23 protein-coding genes are annotated in these 23316 nt (G+C 68.4%); 17 read left to right on the top strand and 6 right to left on the bottom strand.

Annotated elements, in window-relative coordinates:
* Nucleotides 1-12 precede the first annotated feature (12 nt).
* Entirely contained in the window at nt 13-1158 is a 1146-nt protein-coding gene (locus A7D27_RS18895; RefSeq protein WP_139134132.1) for a murein transglycosylase A, read from the top strand.
* A gap of 55 nt (nt 1159-1213) precedes the next feature.
* On the opposite strand, the gene fahA is transcribed toward A7D27_RS18895, so the two are convergent.
* Nucleotides 1214-2509, bottom strand: coding sequence for a fumarylacetoacetase (gene fahA / locus A7D27_RS18890; RefSeq protein WP_069565738.1), 1296 nt, complete (start codon nt 2507-2509; stop codon nt 1214-1216).
* A gap of 3 nt (nt 2510-2512) precedes the next feature.
* On the bottom strand, nt 2513-3817 hold the full coding sequence (hmgA, locus tag A7D27_RS18885) for a homogentisate 1,2-dioxygenase (RefSeq protein ID WP_069565737.1): 1305 nt from the start codon (nt 3815-3817) through the stop codon (nt 2513-2515).
* A gap of 102 nt (nt 3818-3919) precedes the next feature.
* Between hmgA and A7D27_RS18880 the strand changes: the two genes are divergently transcribed.
* On the top strand, nt 3920-4708 hold the full coding sequence (locus A7D27_RS18880; RefSeq protein WP_069565736.1) for an IclR family transcriptional regulator: 789 nt from the start codon (nt 3920-3922) through the stop codon (nt 4706-4708).
* A gap of 164 nt (nt 4709-4872) precedes the next feature.
* On the opposite strand, the gene hppD is transcribed toward A7D27_RS18880, so the two are convergent.
* The 3 genes from hppD to A7D27_RS18865 all read right to left on the bottom strand — a co-directional run bounded on the left by hppD (nt 4873) and on the right by A7D27_RS18865 (nt 8246).
* Nucleotides 4873-5949, bottom strand: coding sequence for a 4-hydroxyphenylpyruvate dioxygenase (gene hppD, locus A7D27_RS18875; RefSeq protein WP_069560202.1), 1077 nt, complete (start codon nt 5947-5949; stop codon nt 4873-4875).
* Between the two features lie 164 nt (nt 5950-6113).
* Nucleotides 6114-6749 carry a maleylacetoacetate isomerase gene (maiA, locus tag A7D27_RS18870; protein WP_069560201.1) on the bottom strand — a complete coding sequence of 212 codons (636 nt, stop codon included), beginning with the start codon at nt 6747-6749 and terminating at the stop codon, nt 6114-6116.
* A 138-nt stretch (nt 6750-6887) separates the two neighbouring features.
* A complete protein-coding gene (locus A7D27_RS18865) occupies nt 6888-8246 on the bottom strand; it encodes an MBL fold metallo-hydrolase RNA specificity domain-containing protein (protein WP_069560200.1) in 1359 nt (452 codons plus the stop codon).
* A 161-nt stretch (nt 8247-8407) separates the two neighbouring features.
* Between A7D27_RS18865 and A7D27_RS18860 the strand changes: the two genes are divergently transcribed.
* From A7D27_RS18860 to lapD, 3 genes are all read left to right on the top strand, one after another.
* The gene (locus A7D27_RS18860) at nt 8408-9238 is read left to right on the top strand and encodes a TlpA disulfide reductase family protein (RefSeq protein WP_069565735.1); all 831 of its coding nucleotides are present in this window, start codon (nt 8408-8410) and stop codon (nt 9236-9238) included.
* Nucleotides 9239-9363: 125 nt separating this feature from the next.
* Nucleotides 9364-10014: a cysteine protease LapG gene (gene lapG / locus A7D27_RS18855; RefSeq protein WP_069560198.1), complete on the top strand. Its 651-nt coding sequence runs from the start codon at nt 9364-9366 to the stop codon at nt 10012-10014.
* Nucleotides 10015-10024: 10 nt separating this feature from the next.
* Nucleotides 10025-11965 (top strand): cyclic di-GMP receptor LapD, encoded by a 1941-nt coding sequence (gene lapD, locus A7D27_RS18850; protein WP_069560197.1) that lies wholly within the window; start codon nt 10025-10027, stop codon nt 11963-11965.
* Nucleotides 11966-11971: 6 nt separating this feature from the next.
* Here the strand turns inward: lapD and flgA are convergent, their stop codons facing one another.
* Nucleotides 11972-12742, bottom strand: coding sequence for a flagellar basal body P-ring formation chaperone FlgA (gene flgA / locus A7D27_RS18845; protein WP_083265700.1), 771 nt, complete (start codon nt 12740-12742; stop codon nt 11972-11974).
* Between the two features lie 106 nt (nt 12743-12848).
* On the opposite strand from flgA, the gene flgB reads away from it, so the two are divergent.
* The 12 genes from flgB to A7D27_RS18785 are packed head-to-tail and all read left to right on the top strand — an operon-like array spanning nt 12849 to nt 23178.
* Nucleotides 12849-13208, top strand: coding sequence for a flagellar basal body rod protein FlgB (flgB, locus tag A7D27_RS18840; RefSeq protein WP_069560196.1), 360 nt, complete (start codon nt 12849-12851; stop codon nt 13206-13208).
* A 2-nt stretch (nt 13209-13210) separates the two neighbouring features.
* Nucleotides 13211-13639, top strand: coding sequence for a flagellar basal body rod protein FlgC (gene flgC, locus A7D27_RS18835; protein WP_069565734.1), 429 nt, complete (start codon nt 13211-13213; stop codon nt 13637-13639).
* A complete protein-coding gene (locus A7D27_RS18830; protein ID WP_069560194.1) occupies nt 13639-14298 on the top strand; it encodes a flagellar hook capping FlgD N-terminal domain-containing protein in 660 nt (219 codons plus the stop codon). The genes flgC and A7D27_RS18830 overlap by 1 nt, the downstream gene beginning before the upstream one ends.
* Nucleotides 14299-14319: 21 nt before the next feature.
* Nucleotides 14320-15504: a flagellar hook protein FlgE gene (gene flgE / locus A7D27_RS18825; protein ID WP_069560193.1), complete on the top strand. Its 1185-nt coding sequence runs from the start codon at nt 14320-14322 to the stop codon at nt 15502-15504.
* A 10-nt stretch (nt 15505-15514) separates the two neighbouring features.
* Entirely contained in the window at nt 15515-16246 is a 732-nt protein-coding gene (locus tag A7D27_RS18820; RefSeq protein ID WP_069560192.1) for a flagellar basal body rod protein FlgF, read from the top strand.
* Between the two features lie 31 nt (nt 16247-16277).
* Nucleotides 16278-17063, top strand: a complete 786-nt coding sequence (gene flgG, locus A7D27_RS18815) for a flagellar basal-body rod protein FlgG (RefSeq protein WP_069560191.1) — start codon at nt 16278-16280, stop codon at nt 17061-17063.
* Nucleotides 17064-17071: 8 nt separating this feature from the next.
* Nucleotides 17072-17743 carry a flagellar basal body L-ring protein FlgH gene (flgH, locus tag A7D27_RS18810; protein WP_069560190.1) on the top strand — a complete coding sequence of 224 codons (672 nt, stop codon included), beginning with the start codon at nt 17072-17074 and terminating at the stop codon, nt 17741-17743.
* 11 nt (nt 17744-17754) lie between these two features.
* The gene (locus A7D27_RS18805; protein WP_069565733.1) at nt 17755-18858 is read left to right on the top strand and encodes a flagellar basal body P-ring protein FlgI; all 1104 of its coding nucleotides are present in this window, start codon (nt 17755-17757) and stop codon (nt 18856-18858) included.
* Between the two features lie 10 nt (nt 18859-18868).
* A complete protein-coding gene (locus A7D27_RS18800; RefSeq protein WP_069565732.1) occupies nt 18869-19840 on the top strand; it encodes a transglycosylase SLT domain-containing protein in 972 nt (323 codons plus the stop codon).
* Nucleotides 19837-21201, top strand: coding sequence for a flagellar hook-associated protein FlgK (flgK, locus tag A7D27_RS18795; RefSeq protein ID WP_069565731.1), 1365 nt, complete (start codon nt 19837-19839; stop codon nt 21199-21201). The genes A7D27_RS18800 and flgK overlap by 4 nt, the downstream gene beginning before the upstream one ends.
* Nucleotides 21202-21210: 9 nt before the next feature.
* Complete coding sequence (gene flgL / locus A7D27_RS18790; RefSeq protein ID WP_069560186.1) at nt 21211-22125, top strand: flagellar hook-associated protein FlgL; 915 nt, start codon at nt 21211-21213, stop codon at nt 22123-22125.
* Nucleotides 22126-22140: 15 nt separating this feature from the next.
* Nucleotides 22141-23178, top strand: coding sequence for a hypothetical protein (locus tag A7D27_RS18785; RefSeq protein ID WP_069560185.1), 1038 nt, complete (start codon nt 22141-22143; stop codon nt 23176-23178).
* Nucleotides 23179-23316: the final 138 nt, after the last annotated feature.

Genomic DNA, 23316 nt, shown 5'->3' with positions numbered 1-23316 from the left:
GGAACCCGACGTTTGATCCAGTCCCTTTCCCGCCTGCGCCGCCTGTGGCCCTTTGCCCTGGCTCCCTTCCTGCTGCTCGCCGGCTGCGACGACACCCCGAAACCCGAAGCCCCCGTGCTGCCGCGCTATCAGGGCGTGGCCTGGAGCGACCTGCCGCCGGTGAGTGATGCCGACCTGCTGGCCGGCTTCAATACCTGGCGCTCTGCGTGCGAGCGCCTGGCCCGCGACCCGGTGTGGGGCCCGGTGTGTGCCGAGGCCGTGGGTGTCGCGGACGACCCGGCTGCGGTACGCACCTTTCTGCAGGCGCGCCTGTCGCTCTACAGCCTGCGTTCCGGCGAGGGCGAGCGCGGGCTGATCACCGGCTACTACGAGCCCGTCTACCCGGGCAGCCTGGCCCGCTCCGAGCAGATGACGGTGCCGGTGCTGGGCGTGCCGGACGACCTGATCGTGGTGGCGCTGGAGTCCCAGTACCCCGAGCTGAAGGGCAAGCGCCTGCGCGGCCGCCTGGAGGGGCGTGTGCTCAAGCCCTATGACGATGCCGCCACCCTGCGCGAGAAGCCCGATGCCGGCCCGGTGCTGGCCTGGCTGGGTGACCCGATGGACCTGCAGTTCCTGCAGATCCAGGGCTCCGGCCGCATCCGCCTGGAGGACGGCAGCCAGATCCGCGTCGCCTACGCCGACCAGAACGGCCACCCGTATCGCCCGGTGGGGCGCTGGCTGGTGGAGCAGGGCTACCTGAAGAAGGAGGAGGTGAACATGGGCGCCATCCGCGACTGGGCCCGTGCCAACCCGACGCGGGTGCCGGAGCTGCTGGCGAGCAACCCCAGCTACGTGTTCTTCGTCACCCGGCCGGACAGCCCCGAAGGCCCCCGTGGTTCGTTGAACGTGCCGCTGACCGCCGGCTACAGCGTGGCCATCGACCGCAAGGTGATTCCCCTCGGCAGCCTGATGTGGCTGGAGACCACCCGCCCGGACGGCACCCCGGTCACCCGCCCGGTGGCGGCCCAGGACACCGGCGGTGCCATCGTCGGCGAGGTGCGTGCCGACCTGTTCTGGGGCACGGGGGATGAGGCGGGCGAACTGGCCGGCCACATGAAGCAGGACGGCCGCCTGTGGCTGCTCTGGCCCAACGGCGTGCCGTTGCCCGAGGTGAACTAGACGCGGTAGGTAGAGCGAGCGCCCCATCCCGCGCCAGGCGGGATGGGGCCGGGCATCAGAGGATGCGGCCGCGGCACTCGCCGAAGCCGATGCGGGGCAGGCCGTCGCGTTCGCACCAGGCCTTGAGGATCACTTCGTCGCCTTCCTGCAGGAAGGTGCGCTGCTCGCCGCCGGGCAGGGTCAGCGGCTGTTTGCCGCCGAAGGTGCTCTCCAGCAGGCTGCCGAAGGCATCCGGCTCGGGGCCGGACAGGGTGCCGGAACCGAACAGGTCGCCCGCTTGCAGCTTGCAGCCGCCCACGGCGTGGTGGGCCACCAGTTGTGCCACGGTCCAGTACATGTGCTGGGTGTTGGAGAGGGCCAGGCGCACCGGGGCGATGCCCTGCTCGCGCATGGCGGCGCTCTGCAGCAGCACTTCCAGCTTGATGTCGAAGGCGCCGTTGGCCTGGTCGGCCGCGTCCAGCAGGTAGGGCAGCGGCTGCGGGTCGCCGGCCGGGCGGGCCGGTTGCGGGGTGCGGAAGGGCTCCAGCGCCTCGGCGGTCACCACCCAGGGCGAAACCGTGGTGGCGAAGTTCTTCGCCAGGAAGGGCCCCAGCGGCTGGTATTCCCAGGCCTGCAGGTCCCGGGCGGACCAATCGTTGAGCAGGCAGAAGCCGGCGATGTGCTCGGCCGCGCGGCCGATCTCTATGGCTTCGCCCATGGCGTTGCCCTGGCCGATCCAGATGCCCAGCTCCAGTTCGTAGTCCAGGCGCTTGCTGGGGCCGAAGCTCGGCACTTCGGCGCCCGGTGGCAGGGTCTGGCCGTTGGGGCGGTGTACCGGGGTGCCGGAGACGCACACGGTGGAGGCGCGGCCGTGGTAGCCGATGGGCACGTACTTGTAGTTGGGCAGCAGCGGGTTGTCCGGGCGGAACAGCCGGCCGACGTTGTTAGCGTGGTGGATGCCGACGTAGAAGTCGGTGTAGTCGCCGATGCGTGCCGGCAGGTGCAGTTGGCAGTCAGCAGCCAGCGGCAGCAGCTCGGTGCCGAGGGCTTCCAGGCGGGCCTGGGCGGGGCTGGCTGCGGCGAGCAGCTCCTGCAACTGGCGGCGCAGGGCGCGGCGGGCGTTGGCGCCGAGGGCGAAGAAGGCGTTGAGGTCTTCACCGGCGGCGACACGGGCGGCTTCGGCGGCCTCACCGTCGAACAGGCCGGCGGTGCTGGCGATCTTCAGGTCGAAGATGTGCGCGCCGATGGCGACGCCGCCACGCGGGGTGCCGCCGGCCGGGCTGAAGATGCCCAGCGGCAGGTTCTGCAGGGGGAAGTCGGGGTGGCCGTTGGCCGATTCGATCCAACTGGTGCGGGTGTCGTGAGAGGTCATCGATCAGATCCTGCCCTTGTCGAAGGTCTTGGCCATGCCGTCCCAGCAGGCATCGTAGTCGCTCTGCAGGGCGGCGCATTCGAGGGCGTAGCGGCTGGGGCGCAGCACGCGGCCGGTCTCGAACATGAAGGCCATTGTGTGGTCGAGCTTGTGCGGCTTGAGCTCGGCGGCGATGGCGGCGGTGGTGCTGGCGTTGTCCGGGCCGTGGGCGCTCATGCAGGTGTGCAGCGAGGCACCGCCTGGGGCGAAGCCGTCGGCCTTGGCATCGTACGCGCCCTGGATGAGCCCCATGAACTCGTTCATCAGGTTGCGGTGGAACCACGGCGGGCGGAAGGTCTTCTCGGCCACCATCCAGCGCGGCGGGAAGATCACGAAGTCGACGTTGGCCATGCCGGGGGTGTCGCTGGGCGAGGTGAGCACGGTGAAGATCGACGGGTCCGGGTGGTCGTAGCTGACTGTGCCGATGGTGTTGAACAGGCGCAGGTCGTACTTGTAGGGCACGTTGTTGCCGTGCCAGGCGACCACGTCCAGCGGCGAGTGGCCGAGGGTGGTGGCCCAGAGTTCACCGAGGTACTTCTGCACCAGCACGGTGGGGGCTTCCAGGTCTTCGTAGCGGGCCACGGGGGCGAGGAAGTCGCGGGGGTTGGCCAGGCCGTTGCTGCCGATGGGGCCGAGGTCGGGGATGCGCAGGGCCGCGCCGTGGTTCTCGCAGATGTAGCCGCGGGCGCTGGCGTCCAGCAGCTCGACACGGAACTTCATGCCGCGGGGGATGACGGCGATCTCCAGCGGCTCCACCTCCAGCACGCCCAGTTCGGTGACCAGGCGCAGGCGGCCCTGCTCGGGGACGATCAGCCATTCGCCGTCGGCGTTGAAGAACACCCGCTCCATGGAGGCGTTGGCGCAATAGAGGTGCACGCTGACACCGCTGGCCTGCTCGGCATCGGCGGTGGCGACCAGGGTCAGCAGGCCGTCGAGGAAGTCGGTGGGGGCCTGGGGAATGGGGTGGGGGTTCCAGCGCAGGCGATTGGGGTTGACCGGGCCCATCTCGCGGCCGGGAATCTGCCGCTCCAGGCGCACGAAGCGCGGGTGCGCGGCAGAAGGACGGATGCGGTACAGCCAGGTGCGGCGGGCTTCGGCGCGCGGCACGGTGAAGGCGGTGCCGGAGAACTGCTCGGCATACAGGCCATAGGGCGCGCGCTGCGGGGAATTCTGGCCGATGGGCAGGGCGCCCGGCAGGGCCTCGCTGGCGAACTCGTTGTTGAAACCGCTCAGGTAGTGCAGGTCGGAGGAGGGCAGCGCGGGTGACATGGATGGCCTCTGTTTTTTGTAATTGAATTACGTATAACGTAATTTGAAAGCCGGAAGGGGTCAAGCTATAACAGCGGCCTCCTAAGCGAAGCGGGGCAGTGCATGGCCATCCAGAAGGACGACGCCGAGGCGTCCAAGCGACAGAAGGTGCAGGCGGCGGAAGTCGGCACCGAGATCCTCAAGGGCCTGGCCCAGCTGGCGCCGGCCACGTCGCTGTCACGGCTGGCAGAGCACCTGGGCATGCCGGCGGCCAAGGTCCATCGCTACCTGCAGGCGCTGATCGCCAGCGGCTTCGCCGCCCAGGACGCCACCACCAACCACTACGGCCTGGGGCCCGAGGCGCTGTTCGTCGGCCTGGCCGCCATCGGCGGGCTGGATGTGGTGCGTGCCGCCACGCCGACGCTGTCGGCCCTGCGCGATGAACTCAACGAGACCTGCTTCCTGGCCGTGTGGGGCAACAAGGGTCCGACGGTGGTGCATGTGGAGCAGCCGCTGCGCGCGGTGACCCTGGTGACCCGCGTGGGCTCGGTGCTGCCGCTGCTGGGCTCCTCCACCGGCCTGGTGTTCGCCAGCTACCTGCCGGAGGCGGAGTTCGCGCCGCTGCGGGAGGAGGAGGCGCACCTGCCCGGTGTACCCGATGCCAAGGCCCTGGCAGCGCAGGTCGCGGAGATCCGCGCCAGCGGCCTGCACCACGTGCACGGCTTGTTGATGCCGGGGGTCAACGCGCTGTCCGCGCCGGTGTTCGCGGTCGGCGAGCAGATCGCCGGGGTGATCACGGTGGTGGGCGCCGCCAGCGGCTTCCATGCCGAGACCAGCGGCCGCGCGGCGGAGTTGCTGAAGCAGGCGGCCGAAACCATCACCGCGCGGATGGCGGGGGGGCGTCCGACGTGAGTGAGGGCGTCCGGTAGGCCTCGTGCAGTTGTAAGGGCGAAGCGCTTTCGCGGTCGAAACCGCTCCCACAAACCGGCGCGGCGCCGTTCGGGCGTAGGGGCGGTGCCTGGATGGCAGTCATGAAAAAGCCCGCTTGATGCGGGCTTTCTCGTTAGGGCGATGACTCACTCGGTGGCGAGCACGCCCCGGCGGATCTGGTCGCGTTCGATGGATTCGAACAGGGCCTTGAAGTTGCCCTCACCGAAGCCGCTGTCGCCCTTGCGCTGGATGAACTCGAAGAACACCGGGCCTAGCAGGGTCTCCGAGAAGATCTGCAGCAGCAGCCGGCGTTCGCCGCCTTCGGAGGTGCCGTCCAGCAGGATGCCGCGTGACTGCAGGGCGTCCACCGGCTCGCCGTGGTTGGGCAGGCGGCCTTCGAGCATTTCGTAGTAGGTGGTGGGCGGTGCGGTCATGAAGCGCATGCCCAGGGCCTTGAGGTTGTCCCAGGTGCTGATCAGGTCGTCGGTGAGGAAGGCCACGTGCTGGATGCCCTCGCCGTTGAACTGCATCAGGAACTCCTCGATCTGCCCGGCGCCCTTGGAGGATTCCTCGTTGAGCGGGATGCGGATCATGCCGTCCGGCGCGGTCATTGCCTTGGAGGTCAGCCCGGTGTACTCGCCCTTGATGTCGAAGTAGCGAATCTCGCGGAAGTTGAACAGCTTCTCGTAGAAGTCCGCCCAGTAGGCCATGCGGCCGCGGTACACGTTGTGGGTGAGGTGGTCGATGATCTTCAGGCCCGCGCCCTTGGGGTTGCGGTCCACGCCTTCGATGAACTCGAAGTCGATGTCGTAGATCGACGAGCCCTCGCCGAAGCGGTCGATCAGGTACAGCGGCGCGCCGCCGATGCCCTTGATCGCCGGCAGGCGCAGCTCCATCGGCCCGGTGGGAATCTCGATGGGCTGGGCGCCCAGCTCAAGGGCACGGGCATAGGCCTGGTGAGCATTCTTCACACGGAAGGCCATGCCGCACACGGAGGGCCCGTGCTCGGCGGCGAAGTAGGCGGCCTGGCTCTTGGGCTCGTTGTTGAGGATCAGGTTGATCTCGCCCTGGCGGTACAGGTGCACATCCTTGGAGCGGTGGGTGGCCACCTTGGTGAAGCCCATGGCGGCGAACACCGGCTCAAGGACGTTGGGGGTGGGGGAGGCGAGTTCGATGAACTCGAAGCCCATCAGCCCCATGGGGTTTTCAAAGATGTCGGCCATGGCATGGCTCCTCGGATCAGGTTGCGGTCGCGCCGCGAAAGGTTGAAGGCGTCTGTCGGTCGATCAAACGCTTCGCGGCGGCGCGCAGGACACCCCGCGCACGCTGCGCGCGAGGTGGTCGCCGATGGTGACCTTGAAAGCGAGGCTCTGCATGGGTGCGCTCCTCAGGCCGGCTTGTCGGCCTGGGCGTCCGGGTGGGCGGCGCGGAAGGCAGGGTGCTCCAGCGCCAGGCGTTCGACCCTCAGGATACGCGGGTAGCCGGAGAGGTCCACGTTGAAGCGGCGGGCGGCATACACCTGCGGCAGCAGGTAGACGTCGGCCATGCCCGGTGCGTTGCCGAAGCAGTAGCCGGAGTCGCCGATCAGCGCTTCCACCGCCGCCAGGCCCTCGCCGATCCAGTGGGCGATCCAATCGTTGACGGTGGCTTCATCGGCGCCCATCTGCCGCAGACGGTTGAGCACGGCCACGTTGTGCAGCGGGTGGATGTCGCAGCCGATCAGCGCCGTGACCTGGCGCTGGCGGGCGCGCTGCAGCGCATCGCCGGGCAGCAGGGCGGGCTCGGGGTGGTGTTCGTCGAGGTATTCGAGGATAGCCGGGGACTGGATCAGCACCGCGCCTTCGTCAGTACGCAGCGCGGGCACGCGGCCCTGGGGGTTGATGGCGCGGTAGGCCGGCTGGCGGTGTTCGCCGCCGTCCTTGATCAGGTTGACCGGGAGCATGTGGACCTCCAGCCCCTTCAGTGCCAGGGCGATGCGTACCCGGTAAGAGGAGGTGGAGCGGTAATAGGTGTAGAGGTCCATGGCGGGCTCTCGCAAGGTCACGCGCCAGTCGGGGAGGCCGCCGACGCTGTTGTTTTCATAATCTATTTACACTCTGCGTAATTTTTTCCGTGACGGCAAGCCCGACGTTGTGCCGATTGCCGGGCTGTCACTCGATCCTCATTCGAGGTTCACGCGCTGGCGATGTTCCGCCACCGAGGCCGACCAGCCCAGCTCCTGGGTGATGCGCCGGCGCAGGCAGTCGGCGGCGTCCGGTTCACCGTGAACCACGTAGGTGTGCTTCGGCGGCTTGGGCAACTGGCGCAGCCAGTCGAGGATCTCGTCAGCATCGGCGTGGGCGGAGAGGTTCTCCAGTTGGACCACCTCGGCGCGGATGGGCACGTCCACACCGTGGATGCGCACCTTGTCGGCGCCGCCGGCGATCAGCGCGCCACGGGTGCCGCCGGCCTGGTAGCCGGACAGCAGGATGGTGTTGCGCGGGTCGGGCGCCAGGGATTTCAGGTGGTGCAGCACCCGGCCGCCGGTGGCCATGCCGCTGCCGGCGATGATCACCGAGGGCGCACGCATCTCGTCCAGGCGCTTGGATTCGTCCACCGAACGCACGATGTGCGCCACCTTGCACATGCCCAGGCAGTCCTCGGCGTTGAGCCGGTGCAGGTCGCGATAGCGCTGGTAGAGCGCGGTCACATCGGTGGCCATGGGGCTGTTGAGGTAGATCGGCAGGTCGGGGATGCGCCCGGCGCGCTTGAGCTTGTCGATCAGGTGCAGCAGCAGTTGCGCGCGGCCCACGGCGAAGGCCGGGATCACGGTGATGCCCCGGCGCAGGGCGGTGCGGCTGATCACCTCGGCCAACTGGTCCTCGGCCATCGTCGGGGTGTGGTGGCGGTTGCCGTAGGTGGACTCCACCAGCAGGTAGTCGGCGGCCTGCAGCGGCTGCGGGGGCAGCATCAGCGCATCGTCGGGGCGGCCGACATCGCCGGAGCAGCCCAGGGTGATGTCGCCGGCACGCAGCTCCACGCTGGCCGCGCCGAGAATGTGGCCGGCCGGGCGCATGGTCACCCGCAGGTCACCGAGGATGTCCACGCTGCGGTTGAAGGGCAGCGGGCGCAGCAGGCGCAGGGTGCGCTCGGCGTCTTCCTCGGTGTACAGCGGCAGCGCCGGGGCATGGCGGGAGAAGCCGTGGCGGTTGGCGAACTCGGCTTCCTCTTCCTGCAGCCGCCCGCTGTCCAGCAGGAGGATGCGCGCCAGCTCGCAGGTGGCTTCGGTGGCGTAGATCGGCCCCCGGTAGCCGGCCTTCACCAGCACCGGCAGGTAGCCGCTGTGGTCCAGGTGGGCGTGAGTCAGCACGATGGCGTCCAGGCGCTGCGGGCGCACCGGGAAGTGGTCCCAGTTGCGCTCGCGCAGTTGCTTGTAGCCCTGGAACAGCCCGCAGTCCACCAGCAGTCGTTTGCCGTTGTGGTCCAGCAGGTACTTGCTGCCGGTCACCGTCCCGGCCCCACCCAGAAAGAACAGGCGCATGGTTCTACTCCTTGTCGTCGATGCGCTGATTCTGGGGAAGCATAGGTGCTGCAAGGCTGCGCTGGATCAAGTCCGGCTCATGCTTGAAGAGTTGCGCGGATTGCTGCACGGTGCCGCCCCACCGTCGGGCCGCACCACACCCCAGAAAACCCGGAGACCCCATGCTGACCCTCACCCTCGGGCCGTTCGCCCTGGCGCTTTCGCACCTGCTGATCCTCGCCAGCCTGCTGCTGTCCACCCTTGTCGGCTGGTGGCTGGGCCGGCGCAGCGGACACAACCCCGAGGCGGTGCTGTTCAACCTGCTGCTGGTGGCGCTGGTGGGCGCGCGCCTGGCGTTCGTCGTCGCCTATGCCTCGCACTTCCGCGAGGCCCCCTGGCAGGTGCTGGACATCCGCGACGGCGGCTTCATCGCCTGGCCCGGGGTGCTGGCGGCCCTGGCGCTGGCCGGCTGGCTGCTCTGGCGGCGCCCGCCGCTGCGCCGGCCCCTGGGCGTCGCGCTGCTCAGCGGGTTGTTGCTGTGGGGCATGGGGCAGGCGCTGATGCAGGCGCTGGAGCGCGGTACCCGCCTGCCGCCGGTGGCCCTGCAGGACCGCGACGGGCGGCCGGTGCGGCTGGAGGACTACCAGGGCCAGCCGCTGGTGGTGAACCTCTGGGCCACCTGGTGCCCGCCCTGTCGCCGTGAGATGCCGGTGCTCGCCAGCGCCGCGCAAGAGCATGCCGACGTGCTCTTCCTGTTCGTCAACCAGGGTGAGGACGCCGAAACGGTTCGCCACTACCTGGCCAAGGAGGGGCTCGCCCTCGGCCATGTGCTGCTGGACGGCGGCACTCGGCTGGGGCAGCGGGTCGGCTCCCGTGCGCTGCCCACCACGCTGTTCTTCGATGCCGAGGGGCGCCAGGTCGGCAGCCACCTGGGCGAGCTGTCCCAGGCCAGCCTGGTGCAGGCACTGGGCGTGCTCAAGCGCGACGCGCCCCCCGCCAACACCGCGCCGTAGCGGCACAACGCCATTGAGTTTTCCGCCCTGAATCCGCACCATGCGCGCCGGGTTTCAAGGCCTGGTGGTCAGTGGCGATGGTGCAAGGCAGTGGACGGACCGTGGGCAGGGCAAGGGGGTGGCGCATGTTGGCGCTGGCCGCGTCATGCCTGCTGGCGTTGCTGGCTGGTGCGCTCCACGCCGATTGGGATTTCGCCCTCATCAGCCGCCGTGCCGAAGCCCTCTACGGCCCCCTCGGCCCCGGCAAGGCCCGGGTCGATGAATGGCAGGCCCTGCTGGGCCGCCTGGCCGGCGCCGACGAGAAGAAGCAGCTTGAAGAGGTGAACCGCTTCTTCAACGCCAAGCTGCGCTTCACCGACGACCTCGCCACCTGGGGCCAGGTGGACTACTGGGCCACCCCGGTGGAGGCGCTGCGCCAGGGCGCCGGCGATTGCGAGGACTACGCCATCGCCAAGTACATCAGCCTGCGCCACCTCGGCGTACCCAGCGAGAAACTGCGCATCACCTACGTCAAGGCCCTGCGCCTGAACCAGGCGCACATGGTGCTGACCTACTACGCCCGGCCCGACGCCGTGCCCCTGGTGCTGGACAACCTGGTGGGCGGCATCCTGCCGGCCAGCCAGCGCAGCGACCTGCTGCCGGTATACGCCTTCAACGCCGAGGGTCTGTGGCTAGCCGGCAAGGGCGGCAAGCAGGTGGGGGATTCCAAGCGGCTGTCACGCTGGCAGGACCTTTTGAAGAAGATGAAAGCCGAAGGCTTTCCCACGAGCGAATAGCGGAGTCCGGATGTCTCTGTTCAAACAACTGTTGATCGCCATCTGCCTGTTCCTGGTCGTCGCCTTCAGCGGCAGCTTCATGGTCAGTCTGGAAAGCTCCCGGGAGCAGTACGAGAACCAACTGCGTTCCCACGCCCAGGACGCCGCCACGGCGCTGGGCCTGTCGCTGACACCGCACATCGACGACCCGGCGATGGTGGAGCTGATGGTCAGCTCGATCTTCGACAGCGGCTATTTCGAGCGCATCCGCGTGGTCGACACCGCCACCGGTCAGGTGATGGTGGAGCGCACCGGCGTGCCGGACGCGGTGGCGGCCAACGTCCCGCAGTGGTTCGTCGCCCTGGTGGGACTGCAGTCCGCCGGAGGTGACGCCATCGTCAGCCGTGGCTGGACACAGGCCGCGCGGGTCGAGGTGCAGAGCCACCCGATGTTCGCCATTGCCAAGCTCTGGCAGACCGCCCTGGGCACCCTCGGCTGGCTGCTGGTCTGTGGCCTGGCCAGCGCCGGCCTGGGCGCCGTGCTGTTGCGTCGCCAGCTCAGGCCGCTGGACTACATGGTCGAGCAGTCCCACGCCATCGCTCGGCGCGAGTTTCTCAGCCTGCCGCAACTGCCGCGCACCCCCGAGCTGCGCCGGGTGGTGCAGGCCATGAACCAGATGGTGGAGAAGCTCAAGGCGCTGTTCCAGGAACAGGCCGAACGCAGCGAGCGCCTGCGCGACGAGGCCTACCAGGACAGCCTCACGGGCCTCGGCAACCGCCGCTATTTCGAACTGCAACTGCAGGACCGCCTGGGCAGCGACGAGCGCGCCTGCAACGGCTACCTGCTGCTGCTGCGGGTCAACGACCTCGCCGGCCTCAACCAGCGCCTCGGTGGCCCGCGCACCGACCAGTTGCTCAAGGCCGTGGCCGAGCAGCTCAAGCGCGCCGGCGCCGGCTTCCCCCTGGCCCGCAGCCGGGGCGGCGAGTTCGTCCTGCTGGGCGCGGGGCTGACCCGCGAGGAGGCCGAGCAACTGGCCGAACGCCTCGACGCCGCGCTGGTCAGCCTGGCTGAGACCGGCGCCACCGACAGCTTGCCGGTGGCCCACATCGGCCTGGCACCCTTCGCCCCGGGCGAGGCCCAGGACGAACTGATGCGCCTGGCCGACGAGGCCCTGGCCCGCGCCGAGCGCGCAGGTGGCCAGGCCTGGGCCTGCGTCGAGCACAGCGACGCGGCGCAGGGCGGCGAAGACCGCCACACCTGGCACCGCCTGCTGGACGACGCACTCTCTGCCCGACGTTTCGAGCTGTACTTCCAGCCGGTGGTGGACAGCCGTGATCCCCAGCGCGTGCTGCACCACAAGGTGCTCTCGCGCCTGCCGGACGGGCAGGGCGGCAGCATCGCCGCCGGCCGCTTCCTGCCCTGGCTGGAGCGCTTCGGCTGGTCTGCCCGGCTCGATCTGGTGATGCTGCAGCGGGTGCTGGAGCAGATGGCTGGGCACGACCGCCCGCTGGCCCTGAACCTCTCCGGCGCGCTGCTGCGTGACCGTGCCGCCCTGGAGCGCGCCTTCGAGCTGCTGCGCCAGCACCCGCAGTTGGGGCCGCGCCTGACCCTGGAGCTGGAAGAGGACCAACTGCCCGACCAGGCCGTGCTGGAAAGCCTCACCCGGCGCCTGCGCGAACTGGGCTTCGCCCTCAGCCTGCAACACTTCGGCGGGCGCTTCAGCATGATCGGCAACCTGGCCCGCTTGGGCCTGGCCTACCTCAAGGTGGACGGCAACCACATCCGCGCCATCGACCAGGAGAACGACAAACGCCTGTTCATCGAGGCCATGCAACGCGCAGCCAACAGCATCGACCTGCCGCTGATCGCCGAGCGCGTGGAAACCGAGGGTGAACTGGCGGTGCTGCGTGAAATGGGCATCCAGGGCGTGCAGGGCCGGCTCTTCGGCGAACCGGCACCCTGGCGCGCCTGAGGCGGGTCAGGGCAGTCGCACCTGCCCCGGGCCCGTCACCTTCGCCTCCAGCGGCTTGCGGCTGGAGACGTTGCGCAGTTTGATGCGCTCGCCCAGGCGACCGTCCTCCAGCGCCTCGGCCTCCACCGAGGCATTCAACCCGCCCGCCGTCGCCAACACCGTCACCCGCTGGCCGCGCCGGACCAGTACCGGCGGTGCCAGGTTCGCCGGGCCGATCACCTGGCCCGCGCGCAGGCTGCGCCGAGCACTCTGGCCGACCACTTCCGCCGGGTCCTGATGGAAGCCCTGGCGCAGGCGCTCCAAAGGCATGACCTTGCGTTCCAGTTGGGAGGCCTCCAGCGTCGCCCCGCGTTCGATGCTGACGCGGCTGACCAGCACCGGCAGGCGAGCACTGGCCTGGCTCACCACCACGCGCTGCCAGCCCGCCGGGCACTTCACCCGGTAGCGCTGGCGTGCCAGTGGGTCGGGCCGTGCCGCTTCCGCCGTCACTGACAGGGGCTCGCTGCACGGTGCCAGGGAATCGGTTTCTCCCAGCACCTGGCTCTCCAGGCTGTGCTCCAGCCCTTGCCAACCCTTGCTGCGCGCGAGCGCTTCGAGGTGCGTGTCCTGCTGCTGAGCGACCGCTGCCAGCGCCTGGCCGGCAGCCCCCGTCTCGGCCTGGGCGCCGGACGCGGCCAGCCCTGCCATGAGGAGGAAGAGGGTGGAAGGGCGTTTTCCCGCACGGGCGCGCGCGGCGTCGCAAAGCGGAAGGTCGGAGCGGTTCTGGTTGGCTTTCATGCTCGCTCAAGTCGTTGAAATTAAAAGAAAAAAGAGAGATTTATCAGGGCCGGCACGCTTCCTGCGATAGGGCATTCGATCCCAACCGCTAGGAGGCCGAGGGCCCATGAGTATACGAATCGACGAAAGCCTGCAGGTTCACGCCCGGGCACTGGAGCTGCGCATGCAGCGCAGCGAAATCCTCTCTTCGAATCTGGCGAACGAGTCCACCCCCGGGTTTCGCGCGCGGGACTTCGACTTCGCCGAACACATGCGTCAGAGGGGCGACTACCGGCTGCCGGGCCTTGAAGACCAGGCGCCGAAGCTGAAGTACCGCGTGCCGTTCAACCCGTCGCTGGACGGCAACAGCGTGGAGCAGGGCGTGGAGCAGGCGGAGTTCTCCCGCAATGCCATGGATTTCCAGACCAGCCTGACCTTCCTGACCATGAAATTCCGAGGCCTCAAGCAGGCCATCGAGGGCCGTTGATCATGTCCTTCGACGCCATCTACCGCATTGCCGGTTCGGCGATGAACGCCCAGACCGTGCGCCTCAACACCGTGGCCAGCAACCTGGCCAACGCCGAGTCCTCCGCTGGCAGCCGCGAGGCCGTGTACCGGCCGCGCAAGCCGCTGTTCGCCGCCGTCTACGAGAACGGCGAGCTGTCCCGCCAGGCCGGGCTGGGCGGTGCACGGGTGCAGGTGCTGGATGTGATCGCCGAGCAGGGCGAGCCCCGTCGGCGCTACGAGCCGGGCAACCCGCTGGCCGACCGTGACGGCTACGTCTTTTACCCCGACGTGAACCCCATCGAGGAGATGACCGACATGCTGTCCGCCTCCCGAGGCTTCGAGACCAGCGTCGAGGTGCTGAGCCGGGTCCGGAGCATGCAACAGGGCCTGCTGCGCCTGGGAGAAGCCTGATGAGCCGCATTGACACCGACACCACCCGCCGCACCGGAGTCAGCCAGGAGGTACAGGGCAATCCCGCCTTCGACCTGCGTGACGTGGCGCAGATGGAGAACACCTTCATCACCCTGATGACCGCGCAGATCCAGAACCAGGACCCCACCAACCCTGCCGACAGCGCCCAGTACATCAACCAGTACGCCAACCTCGCCCAGGTGCGCAGCATGGCCAATCTGGCCCAACTGGCCCAGGGCAACCTGGTGCTGATGGACAACCTGCAGACCCTCACCGCCGCCGGGCTGGTGGGCCAGCAGGTGAAGGTCGCCACCGACAGCGTGACCCTGGACGGGACGGTGCTCGAGGGCGAAGTGCGGCTCGAGCACGCCTCGGGCGACACCCGCCTGACGCTGGTCAGCGAGAGCGGCGAGCGTACCGAGCTGAAGCTCGGCCCCCGACAGGCTGGGCGCGTACCGCTGCGCATCGACCCGGCGGCCCTTGGCCTGGCTGATGGCCGCTACCGCCTGGAGGTGCAGACCGACAGTGGCGAGATGCCGTCGGTGGAGTTGTCGGGCCGCGTCAATCAGGTCCGCACCGGCCCCCAGGGCCCGATCCTGGACGTTGCCGGCCTTGGCCGCGTGCCCTTCTACAGCGTCGTCGAGTTCGACGGCGCCTGATCGTTCTGCGAGAGGTAGACCATGAGTTTCAATATCGCCCTGACCGGGTTGAACGCGGTGAACCAGCACCTGAGCACCGTCAGCCACAACATTGCCAACTCCGCCACCAGCGGCTTCAAGTCCTACCGCGCCGAGTTCGCCAGCCTGTATTCCGCCGGCCAGCCCATGGGTGTGGAGGTGCAGGCCGTGACCCAGAGCATGAGCCTGCGGGGCTCCATCAACGCCAGCGGCCGCGACCTGGACCTGGCCATTGCCGGCGGTGGCTTCTTCATCACCCGTAGCGAGAGTGGAGAAACCCGCTACACCCGCGCCGGGATGTTCAGCAACGACGAGCAGGGCTACCTGGTGGCAGCGGGAGGGCGGGTCCAGGGGTATTCCGCCGATGACGCCGGGGTGCTGCAGGTGGGCGTTCTGGGTGACCTGCAGCAGAAGACCGGGAACCTGCCGGCCCAGGCCAGCAGTCGGGTGGACTTCGTGGCCAACCTCGATGCCAACGCCACACCGCCCAAGGTCACACCGTTCGACCCCGCCAATCCCGACACTTACACCTGTACCCAGACCACGCAGGTGTTCGACTCACAGGGGAAAAAGCATGCGCTGACGCAGTACTTCATCAACACCGGCAGCAACCAGTGGGACGTCCGCTACTTCGTCGACGGTGCCAGTGCCGGTGCCGCACAGCCCCTGAGCTTCACCACCAGCGGCACCCTGGCATCGCCGGTCGCCCCGGTGACCGTCACGCAGCCGCTGCCCGGTGTGGAGCCCCTGAACCTGGCCCTCAGCTATGCCGGCTCCACCCAGTTCGGCTCGCCCTTCGCCATCGGCACCAACCGCGCCGACGGCTATGCCACCGGTGAGCGCACCGGCACGGCGGTGGAGAAGGACGGCCGCATCTACGCCACCTTCAGCAATGGCCAGCGGCTGCTGCAGGGGCAGGTGGTGATGGCGAGCTTCACCAACCCCGGCGGCCTGGCCGACCAGAACGGCACCAGTTGGAGCGAGACCAGCGCCTCTGGCGCGGCCTTGCTGGGTACGCCCGGCAGCGGCCAGTTCGGAGCGCTGACGACCCGCGCCCTGGAGGGCTCCAACGTCGACCTCACCCGCGAGCTGGTGGGGTTGATGGAGGGGCAGCGCAACTACCAGGCCAACACCAAGGTGGTGAGCACCAACAAGGAACTCATCCAGGCCCTGTTCGCCGCCGTCTGAGGAAACCACCATGGATCGACTGGGCTACACGGCAATGACCGCCGCCAACCGCACGCAGGCTGCCCTGGACGTGCGCGCCAACAACCTTGCCAACGTCAGCACTCCCGGGTTCCGCGCCGACCTCGCGCGTGCCGAGGCGGTGCCGGTAGAGGGGGCCGGCTACGACAGCCGCCACCCTACGCGGCTGCAATCCAGCGGCATCGACCTGAAGCCGGGGCCGCTGATGGCCACCGGGCGCGACCTCGATCTGGCCATCCGTGGCCCCGGGTTGATCGCCGTGCAACTGGCGGATGGCCGGGAGGCCTACACCCGCCATGGCAGCCTGACCGTGGACGCCGCCGGCCGCCTCAGCCTCGGCGGGCGTCCGGTACTGGGGGAGGGTGGGCCGCTCGAACTGCCGCCCTACGACCGCCTGGCCATCGGCAGCGATGGCACGGTGTCGATCCAGCCCCGCGGCGATTACCTGATGGCCGAGGTGGGGCGTATCAAGCGTGTCGATGCCCCCCCTGCCGGCCTGCGCAAGGACGCCAGCGGCCTGCTGGTCACGCTCGATGGCAACCCGGCCGCGGCCAGTGAAACGGTGCAGCTCGCCGCAGGCTACCTGGAGGGCAGCAATGTCTCCGCCATCGAAGAGCTCACCGGCACCTTGAGCCTCAGTCGCCTGTTCGAGACCCAGGTGAAGCTGCTCAAGGCCGCTGACGATCTGGCCGCCAACGGCAATCGCATGATTCGCGGCGCCTGAGCGCGCCGCCTTACCAACAAGGAGAACCTCCATGAGTTCCGCACTCTGGGTCAGCAAGACCGGGCTCGCCGCCCAGGACACCGCCCTGGCGGCGGTGGCCAACAACCTGGCCAACGTCAACACCGTCGGTTTCAAGAGCGACCGCGTGGTGTTCGAGGACCTGTTCTACGCCATCGAGCTGCCGCCTGGCGCCCAGGCCGACCAGGTCAACACCGTGCCCTCGGGCATCCAGCTCGGCAGCGGGGTGCGCGTGGCCGGCACACAGAAAGTCTTCACCGAGGGCAGCATGCAGCCCACCGGTCAGCCCATGGACCTGGCCATCGTCGGGCCGGGTTTCTTCCAGGTGGAGTCGCCCAACGGCGAGACCTGGTACACCGAGAACGGCCAGTTGCAGCTCAATGGCGAAGGCATGCTGGTCAACGCCCAGGGGCTGCCGTTGTTGCCGGCCATCCAGTTGCCCGCCGGCGCCAGCCAATTCACCGTGAGCCGTGACGGCATCGTGACGGTCATGCTCCCCGGCTCTGCCCAGCCCACCGAACTGGGGCAGATCATGCTCGCCAACTTCACCAACCCCGGTGGCCTCGAAGCCCTGGGCGGCAACCTCTACAAGGAGACGGTCGCCAGTGGCGAGGCGGTGGAGGGCGTGCCTGGCCAGGAAGGGCTTGGCGACCTCAAGCAGAAGGTGCTCGAGGGCTCCAACGTGCAGGTGGTGGAGGCCATGGTCAGCATGATCGCCATCCAGCGCGCCTATGAGGCCAACGCCAAGGTGCTGGATGCCGCTTCCGGCATGCAGCAGTTCCTGAACCAGACCGTATGAGGTCGGTGATGCGTGTCCTGCTGCTGCTGTTGCTGCTGCTCGTGACGCTGGCTCTGGCGGGCTGCCAGAGTGCCCAGGAACTGCTGCCGGACGAGAGTTCCTCGGCCTACCAGCCCCCGGCGCTGGACTATGCACGCCCGCCGCCCACCTCCGGCGGGCTGTTCCGCGCCGGCTACGGTGGTTCGCTGTTGCGCGACAAGCGCGCCATCGGTGTCGGCGACATCGTCACCGTGGTGCTGGACGAATCCACCCAGTCCAGCAAGAGCGCGGGCACCAGCTTCGACAAGAGTTCCTCGTTGAACATCCCGCTGCCGACCCTGCGCAATCGGATCTACAACCGTCTGAACAACCAGGCCAGCGCCGAGCGGGATTTCTCCGGCTCGGCCAAGAGCTCCCAGCAGAACACCCTGCGCGGGGCCATCGCCGTGACCGTGCACCAGGTGCTCCCCGGCGGTGTGCTGCTGGTGAAGGGCGAGAAGGCGCTGCGGCTCAACCAGGGGGACGAGTACATCCGCCTGACCGGGTTGGTGCGCATCGACGACATCGACCGCGATAACCGGGTGTCGTCTCAGCAGGTGGCCAACGCGCGGATCTCCTATGCCGGTCGCGGGGTGCTCAACGACAGCAACAGCGCCGGCTGGCTGACCCGCTTCTTCACGTCCCCTTTGTTCCCCCTCTGATGGAGTGCTCCATGCGCATCTACGCCGCCCTGTTGCTCGGCCTGCTCGGGCTCGCCTGGCAGCCCCTCGGCCGGGCTGTCCCGCTGATGGATCTGGTGGATGTCGAAGGGGTCCGTGACAACCAGTTGCTCGGCTACGGGCTGGTGGTCGGGCTCGACGGCACCGGCGACAAGAACCAGGTCAAGTTCACCAACCAGTCTGTGACCAACATGGTCAAGCAGTTCGGCGTCAACCTGCCGCCGGGAACCGATCCCAAGCTGAAGAACACCGCTGCGGTGATGGTCACCGCCAGCGTGCCGCCCGGCTACGGGCCGGGACAGACGCTGGATGTCACCGTGTCGTCCCTGGGGGATGCCAAGAGCCTGCGGGGCGGCCTGCTGCTGCTTACCCCGTTGCAGGGCATCGACGGCGAGGTCTATGCCGTGGCCCAGGGCAACCTGTTGGTGGGGGGCGTCAAGGCCGAGGGCCAGAGTGGTTCCAGCGTCACCCTGAACAGCCCCACCTCCGGGCTGATCCCCAACGGCGCGAGTCTGGAGCGCAGTATCCCCAGCGACTTCGCCGAGCGCAGCGAGGTGATGCTGAGCCTGCGCGAGCCTGGCTTCCAGAGCGTCAACCAGGTGGTGGAGTCACTCAACCAGCGCTTCGGCACCGGGACGGCCAATGCCTTGTCATCCGCCCGGGTTTCGGTGCGCGCGCCGGTGGCCCCCGGACCCAGGATGGCCTTCATGGCATTGCTTGAAGCGGTGGAGGTGGAGCCCGGGCGGACCCGGCCCAAAGTGGTCTTCAACAGCCGCACCGGCACCGTGGTGGTGGGGCAGGGCGTGCGAGTCAAGGCCGCCGCCGTGGCCCACGGCACCCTCAGCGTGACCATCAGCGAGAACCCCCAGGTCAGCCAGCCGGCGCCGCTGTCCGGTGGGCAGACCACTGTCACGCCCAACTCCGATGTGGGCGTGGAGCAACAGACCAACCCCATGTTCAAGTGGCCCGAGGGCACGACCCTGGAAAGCATCATCGACACGGTCAACCGCCTGGGCGCCACCCCCGACGACATCATGTCCATCCTCCAGGCCCTGCAGCGCGCGGGCGCGCTGAATGCCGAGCTGGTGGTGATCTGAGGAACTCCTGATGACATCGACACTCCCCCCCTCGCTGGCGTCGGCCGGCCAGGCGCTGCGTTCGACGCAGGCGCCCCGGACGCCGCTCCAGGCTGCTTCGGAGGATTTCGAAGCGCTGTTCCTGCAGCAACTGCTCAAGGAGATGCGCAAGGCTGGCGATGTGCTCTCCGAAGGCAGTCCCTTGCGCAGTCGCCAGCTCGATACGCTGCGTGATCTTCATGACGAGGCCTTGGCCCGGCACCTGGCTGGCAGCGGGCAGGCGGGTATCGCCGAGCTGCTGGTCTCGCAACTGGGCGGCGACCCGCCCGACCCGGCGCGCCGGCCTGCGGCACCGCTGGAACGGCTGCCGGCCCCGGTAGCCAGGCCCGTCCACCCTGTCCCGCGTCGGACGCTGGGGGAGTGGTTGGGGGGCGCCGCCGACCTGGTGGCGGGGGTGGCTGCACCCTTGTCGCCGCTGGTTCGAGGCGCTGTCGCGTTCCGTTCGCTGGTGAGCAGTGTGGTCCGCCATGAGTCGGCCGGCGATGCGCGCGCGGTTTCGGCCAAGGGGGCGCTGGGCCTGATGCAACTGATGCCGGGCACTGCCCGGGACATGGCACAGGCCCTGGGGCTGCCATTCGACCTGCAACGGCTGCTGGATGATCCCGACTACAACCTGCGCCTGGGCAGTGCCTACCTGGAGCAGTTGCTGGAGCGCTACGACCAGCAGCCGGCCCTGGCACTGGCTGCTTACAACGCAGGCCCCGGGCGGGTGGATGAGTGGCTGTCGAGCGTCGGTGATCCGCGTCGGGGCGAACTCTCCGTCGAAGCCTGGGTCGACGCCATTCCCTATGCGGAAACCCGTGCCTATACCCGGGGCATCCTCCGCGACCTTAACCGCGCGTCCCCGCCGGTCGCCCCTTCTCCCTCACGGGGCGGCCTGCCGTCCCAATCAGGGGCCTTCGCCCCCAGCATCCGACCCCGGCATGAGGAGAACGACGCGTGAGTCTGATCAGCCAGATCGCCCTGACCGGCCTGCAGGCGAGCCAGATCGCCCTGGCCACCACCGCGCAGAACACGGCCAATCGCAATACCGCCGGCTACAGCCGCCTTCATGCCGTGCTGCAGTCGCGCATGGGGCCGGTGGCCGGACAGGGAGGTGGCGTCGACGTGGCCGCCATCCGTCGCATCGCCGATGGGTTCCAGAACCAGCAACTGTGGCGCGCTGGTGCCGAGCAGCAGTTACATGCCGGCGCGCGGCCCTACTTCCAGGCCGTTGAGAGCCTGGTGGCAGGCGAAGGCACCAGCATCAGCACAGGGCTCGATCGGTTTTTCGGTGCCGTCAGCGAGGCCAGTGCCACACCCTCGTCCCAGGCCCTGCGCCAGCAACTGCTGGTCGAGGCGGGCAACCTGGCACAGCGCTTCAACGGCCTTTCCAGTGGCTTGCAGAACCAGCTCGACGGTCTGATGGGGCAGCGGGAGGCGCTGGTGACGGACATCAACGGAATCACGGCCAACCTGGCGCTGTTGAATCGCCGCATCATCGAGACGAAGGCACTCGGCGGTGACGTGGCCACCCTGCAGGACCACCGCGACGAAGTGGTCAAGGCTCTCGGTCAGCACGTCCAGTTACGCACCCTGGAAACCCCGGACGGTGCCTACGACATCACCCTGGCCAGCGGTCAGCCGCTGGTGATCGGTGATACCGCGAGCCACCTGGAAGTGGTTCGCGACGCTGACAACCAGCAGCACATCGAGCTGCAGTTCGCCGGCACCCGCGCCGGCCTGTCCCCCAAGGGGCTCGGTGGCACCCTGGGAGCGTTGCATGTCACCGAAACACAGTTGCTGCGCCCTAACCAGGCGCTGCTGCGGGAGATGGCCGGGCAGTTCGCCGAGCAGGTCAACGACGTGCTGGCTGACGGCTTCGACCGCCAGGGCAACCCGGGCCAGGCGCTGTTCCGCTTCGAGCCGGGCAGCGTCAGCCAATTGCTCACGTTGACGGGCATCGGGCCTGACCAGTTGGCCTTCTCCGATGCTCCCGGCGAGGCCGGCAACAACCGCACGCTGCTCGCGCTGTACGAGGTGCGTCGGCAGCCTGTTGTCCTGGGGGGCTCGCCCACCACCTTCCACGACGCCTATGCCGGCCTGGTCGGCCAGGTGGCCAGCGCCAGCCGGCAGAACCAGGACGACCTCGCCGCCGCGACCGAAGTCACCCGTCAGGCCCAGGCGTTGCGCGATGGCACCAGTGCGGTCAATGGCGACGAAGAGGCGGCCAACCTGATCGCCTACCAGCAGGCCTACCAGGCCAACATGAAGGTGATCGCCACCGCCAACACCCTGTTCGACGCCATGCTGGCGAGCTTCTGAGGACCTGCCATGCGCATCACCAATGTCCAGACCAGAGCCCTGATGAGCGAGGCACTCAACCGCAATGGCCTCGAGATCGGCCGGCTGATGCAGCAGATGAGTACCAACCAGCGCCTGCTGCAGCCGTCCGATGACCCCATCGCCAGCATCCGCCTGATGCGCAATGCGCGGGAGCAGGCGAGCCTGGCTCAGTACCACATCAACATCGACAGCGTGTCGTCGAGCCTCTCGGCCCAGGAAACCCAACTGCGGTCGGTTTCCAACGCCATGATCAGCGTGCGCGACATGCTGCTCTGGGCGCGCAATGGCACCCATTCGGAGCAGGACCTGGGCGCCATCGCCGGGGAGATGAAGAACCTCGAAGGCCTCATGGCCAACCTGCTCAACAGCCGCAACGAGGACGGGCGTTACCTGTTCTCCGGCACCCTTGTCGACCAGCCGGCCCTGCTGCAGGACCCCGCCACCGGCCAGTACCGGGCCGGTGGCAACGCCAGCATCCGCCAGGCAACGGTGGGCAACGAGGTGCTGATCGACGAGAACGTCACCCTGCTGGGCATGCTCGGCCCCGATCTCAAGGTGCTCAACGATCTGCACGCGCTGGGCAAGGCCTTCCTGGCTCCTGGCATGCAGAGCGGTGACCCGGCCCTGGTGAAGCAGATCGGGGAACTGCTCGATGTACTGGACACCAGCCACGACGGCGTGCTCGCTGCCATCACCGAGCTGGGCGGCCGACAAGGCACGCTGAGCCTGCTGACCCAGGCCAACGAGGAGCGCTCGCTGGTCAACAAGCAACTTGAGTACGACCTGTCGCACCTGGACTACCCCAGCGCACTGCTGGACCTGGAGAACTACAAGGTCACCATCAAGGCCAGCCAGAAAACCTTCCTGGCCATCCAGGACCTTTCGCTGTTCAACCTGCTCTGATAACGAGACCGCCCGATGAAGGTCGATCCCCCGAAGTTGTCACCCACCCTCACGCCGCCGCCTCGGGAGCGCCAACAGACGGCAGTGGCCCAGCCCGCTGTCGCACCGGCAGCGGTGTCGCCGGAGCGGCCGAGCATCCGTGGCAAAGCTCAGCGCTCACCCAGCCAGCCGCCCGCGTTCAACCTGCAGTTGAACCAGCAACTGAGCCAGATGCAGGCCACCGAACACTACCTGGGGGAACTGGTAGGGCATCTGGAGCAACTCAAGCTCAACCTGGGGCGAGAACTGGCGTCTTCGCTGCCGTCCGACCGCGAGACCTTGCGCGAGACCATCCGCGACGTGAATGCGCTGCTGCGGAGGCGGGGCGCACGCACGGGGCAGTCCCTGGACGCCGACCTGCGCTTGCGACTGGGGGAGCCGGTACGTAGCCGCTTCCGCCTGGAGGGGCTGGATTCCCTGGAGGCCATCCAGGCCGCCGGTCGCGAGACCCTGGTGTTCAGCTTCTCCCGTCAGCCGGGCGAAGCCCTGGCGGTGGTGCTCGATGAAGGGCTTGCGCCGGAACAGGTGCTCCGGCGCTTCAACCAGGGGCTCGGCCCTGCCGGGTTGCGGGCTGAACTCGATAGCGAGGGCAGCCTGCGCTTCAGTGCCAGCGAAACCCAGTGGCAGGTGTTGCAGGACCAACTGCAGGTGCAGGGGGAGGGTGGCCTGTTTCCACGAGCCCGGCGCAGCCTGGCCGGTCATGAGGAAGGCTGGCAGTCCCTGGCCGAACCAGACGGGCAGGGCCACCGCGAACTGCGCAGTCTGCTCGACACGGTGCTGGGCATACTGGAACGCATCGAGCGCCTGCGGGACCAACTGGCCAAGCGCCAGGACGGGATTCGCCAGTTCCTGGCCCATGCCGAGACCCGCAACGAGCGCCAGTGGGCCCAGTCATTCGCCCGCTCCCTGTTCGACCTCATGAGCCGAGGCTCCGACTCCTACGGGGCCGTGGCCCAGGCGGTCGTTGCCCAGGCCCAGCTCTCACGCTTCACCGTGGTCAGCCTGCTGGCCTGATGTCCCGCCTTGCCCGCCCCGGTGTTTGAGCCGCGCCGGGTGCGGGATTTTTTATGCGCAGGGACACGGCTGCCAGGATGGAGCCCCCACCAGCCTGCTGTCTTTGCTGCATAACCCATCCCCGCCATATACGCGCTC

It is taken from the genome of Pseudomonas sp. 1D4 (assembly GCF_001728925.1).
In the GTDB taxonomy this organism is placed as follows: Bacteria; Pseudomonadota; Gammaproteobacteria; order Pseudomonadales; family Pseudomonadaceae; genus Metapseudomonas; species Metapseudomonas otitidis.
Note: the sequence above shows the minus strand (reverse complement) of the source record. Positions and strands in the feature narration are given on the sequence as shown.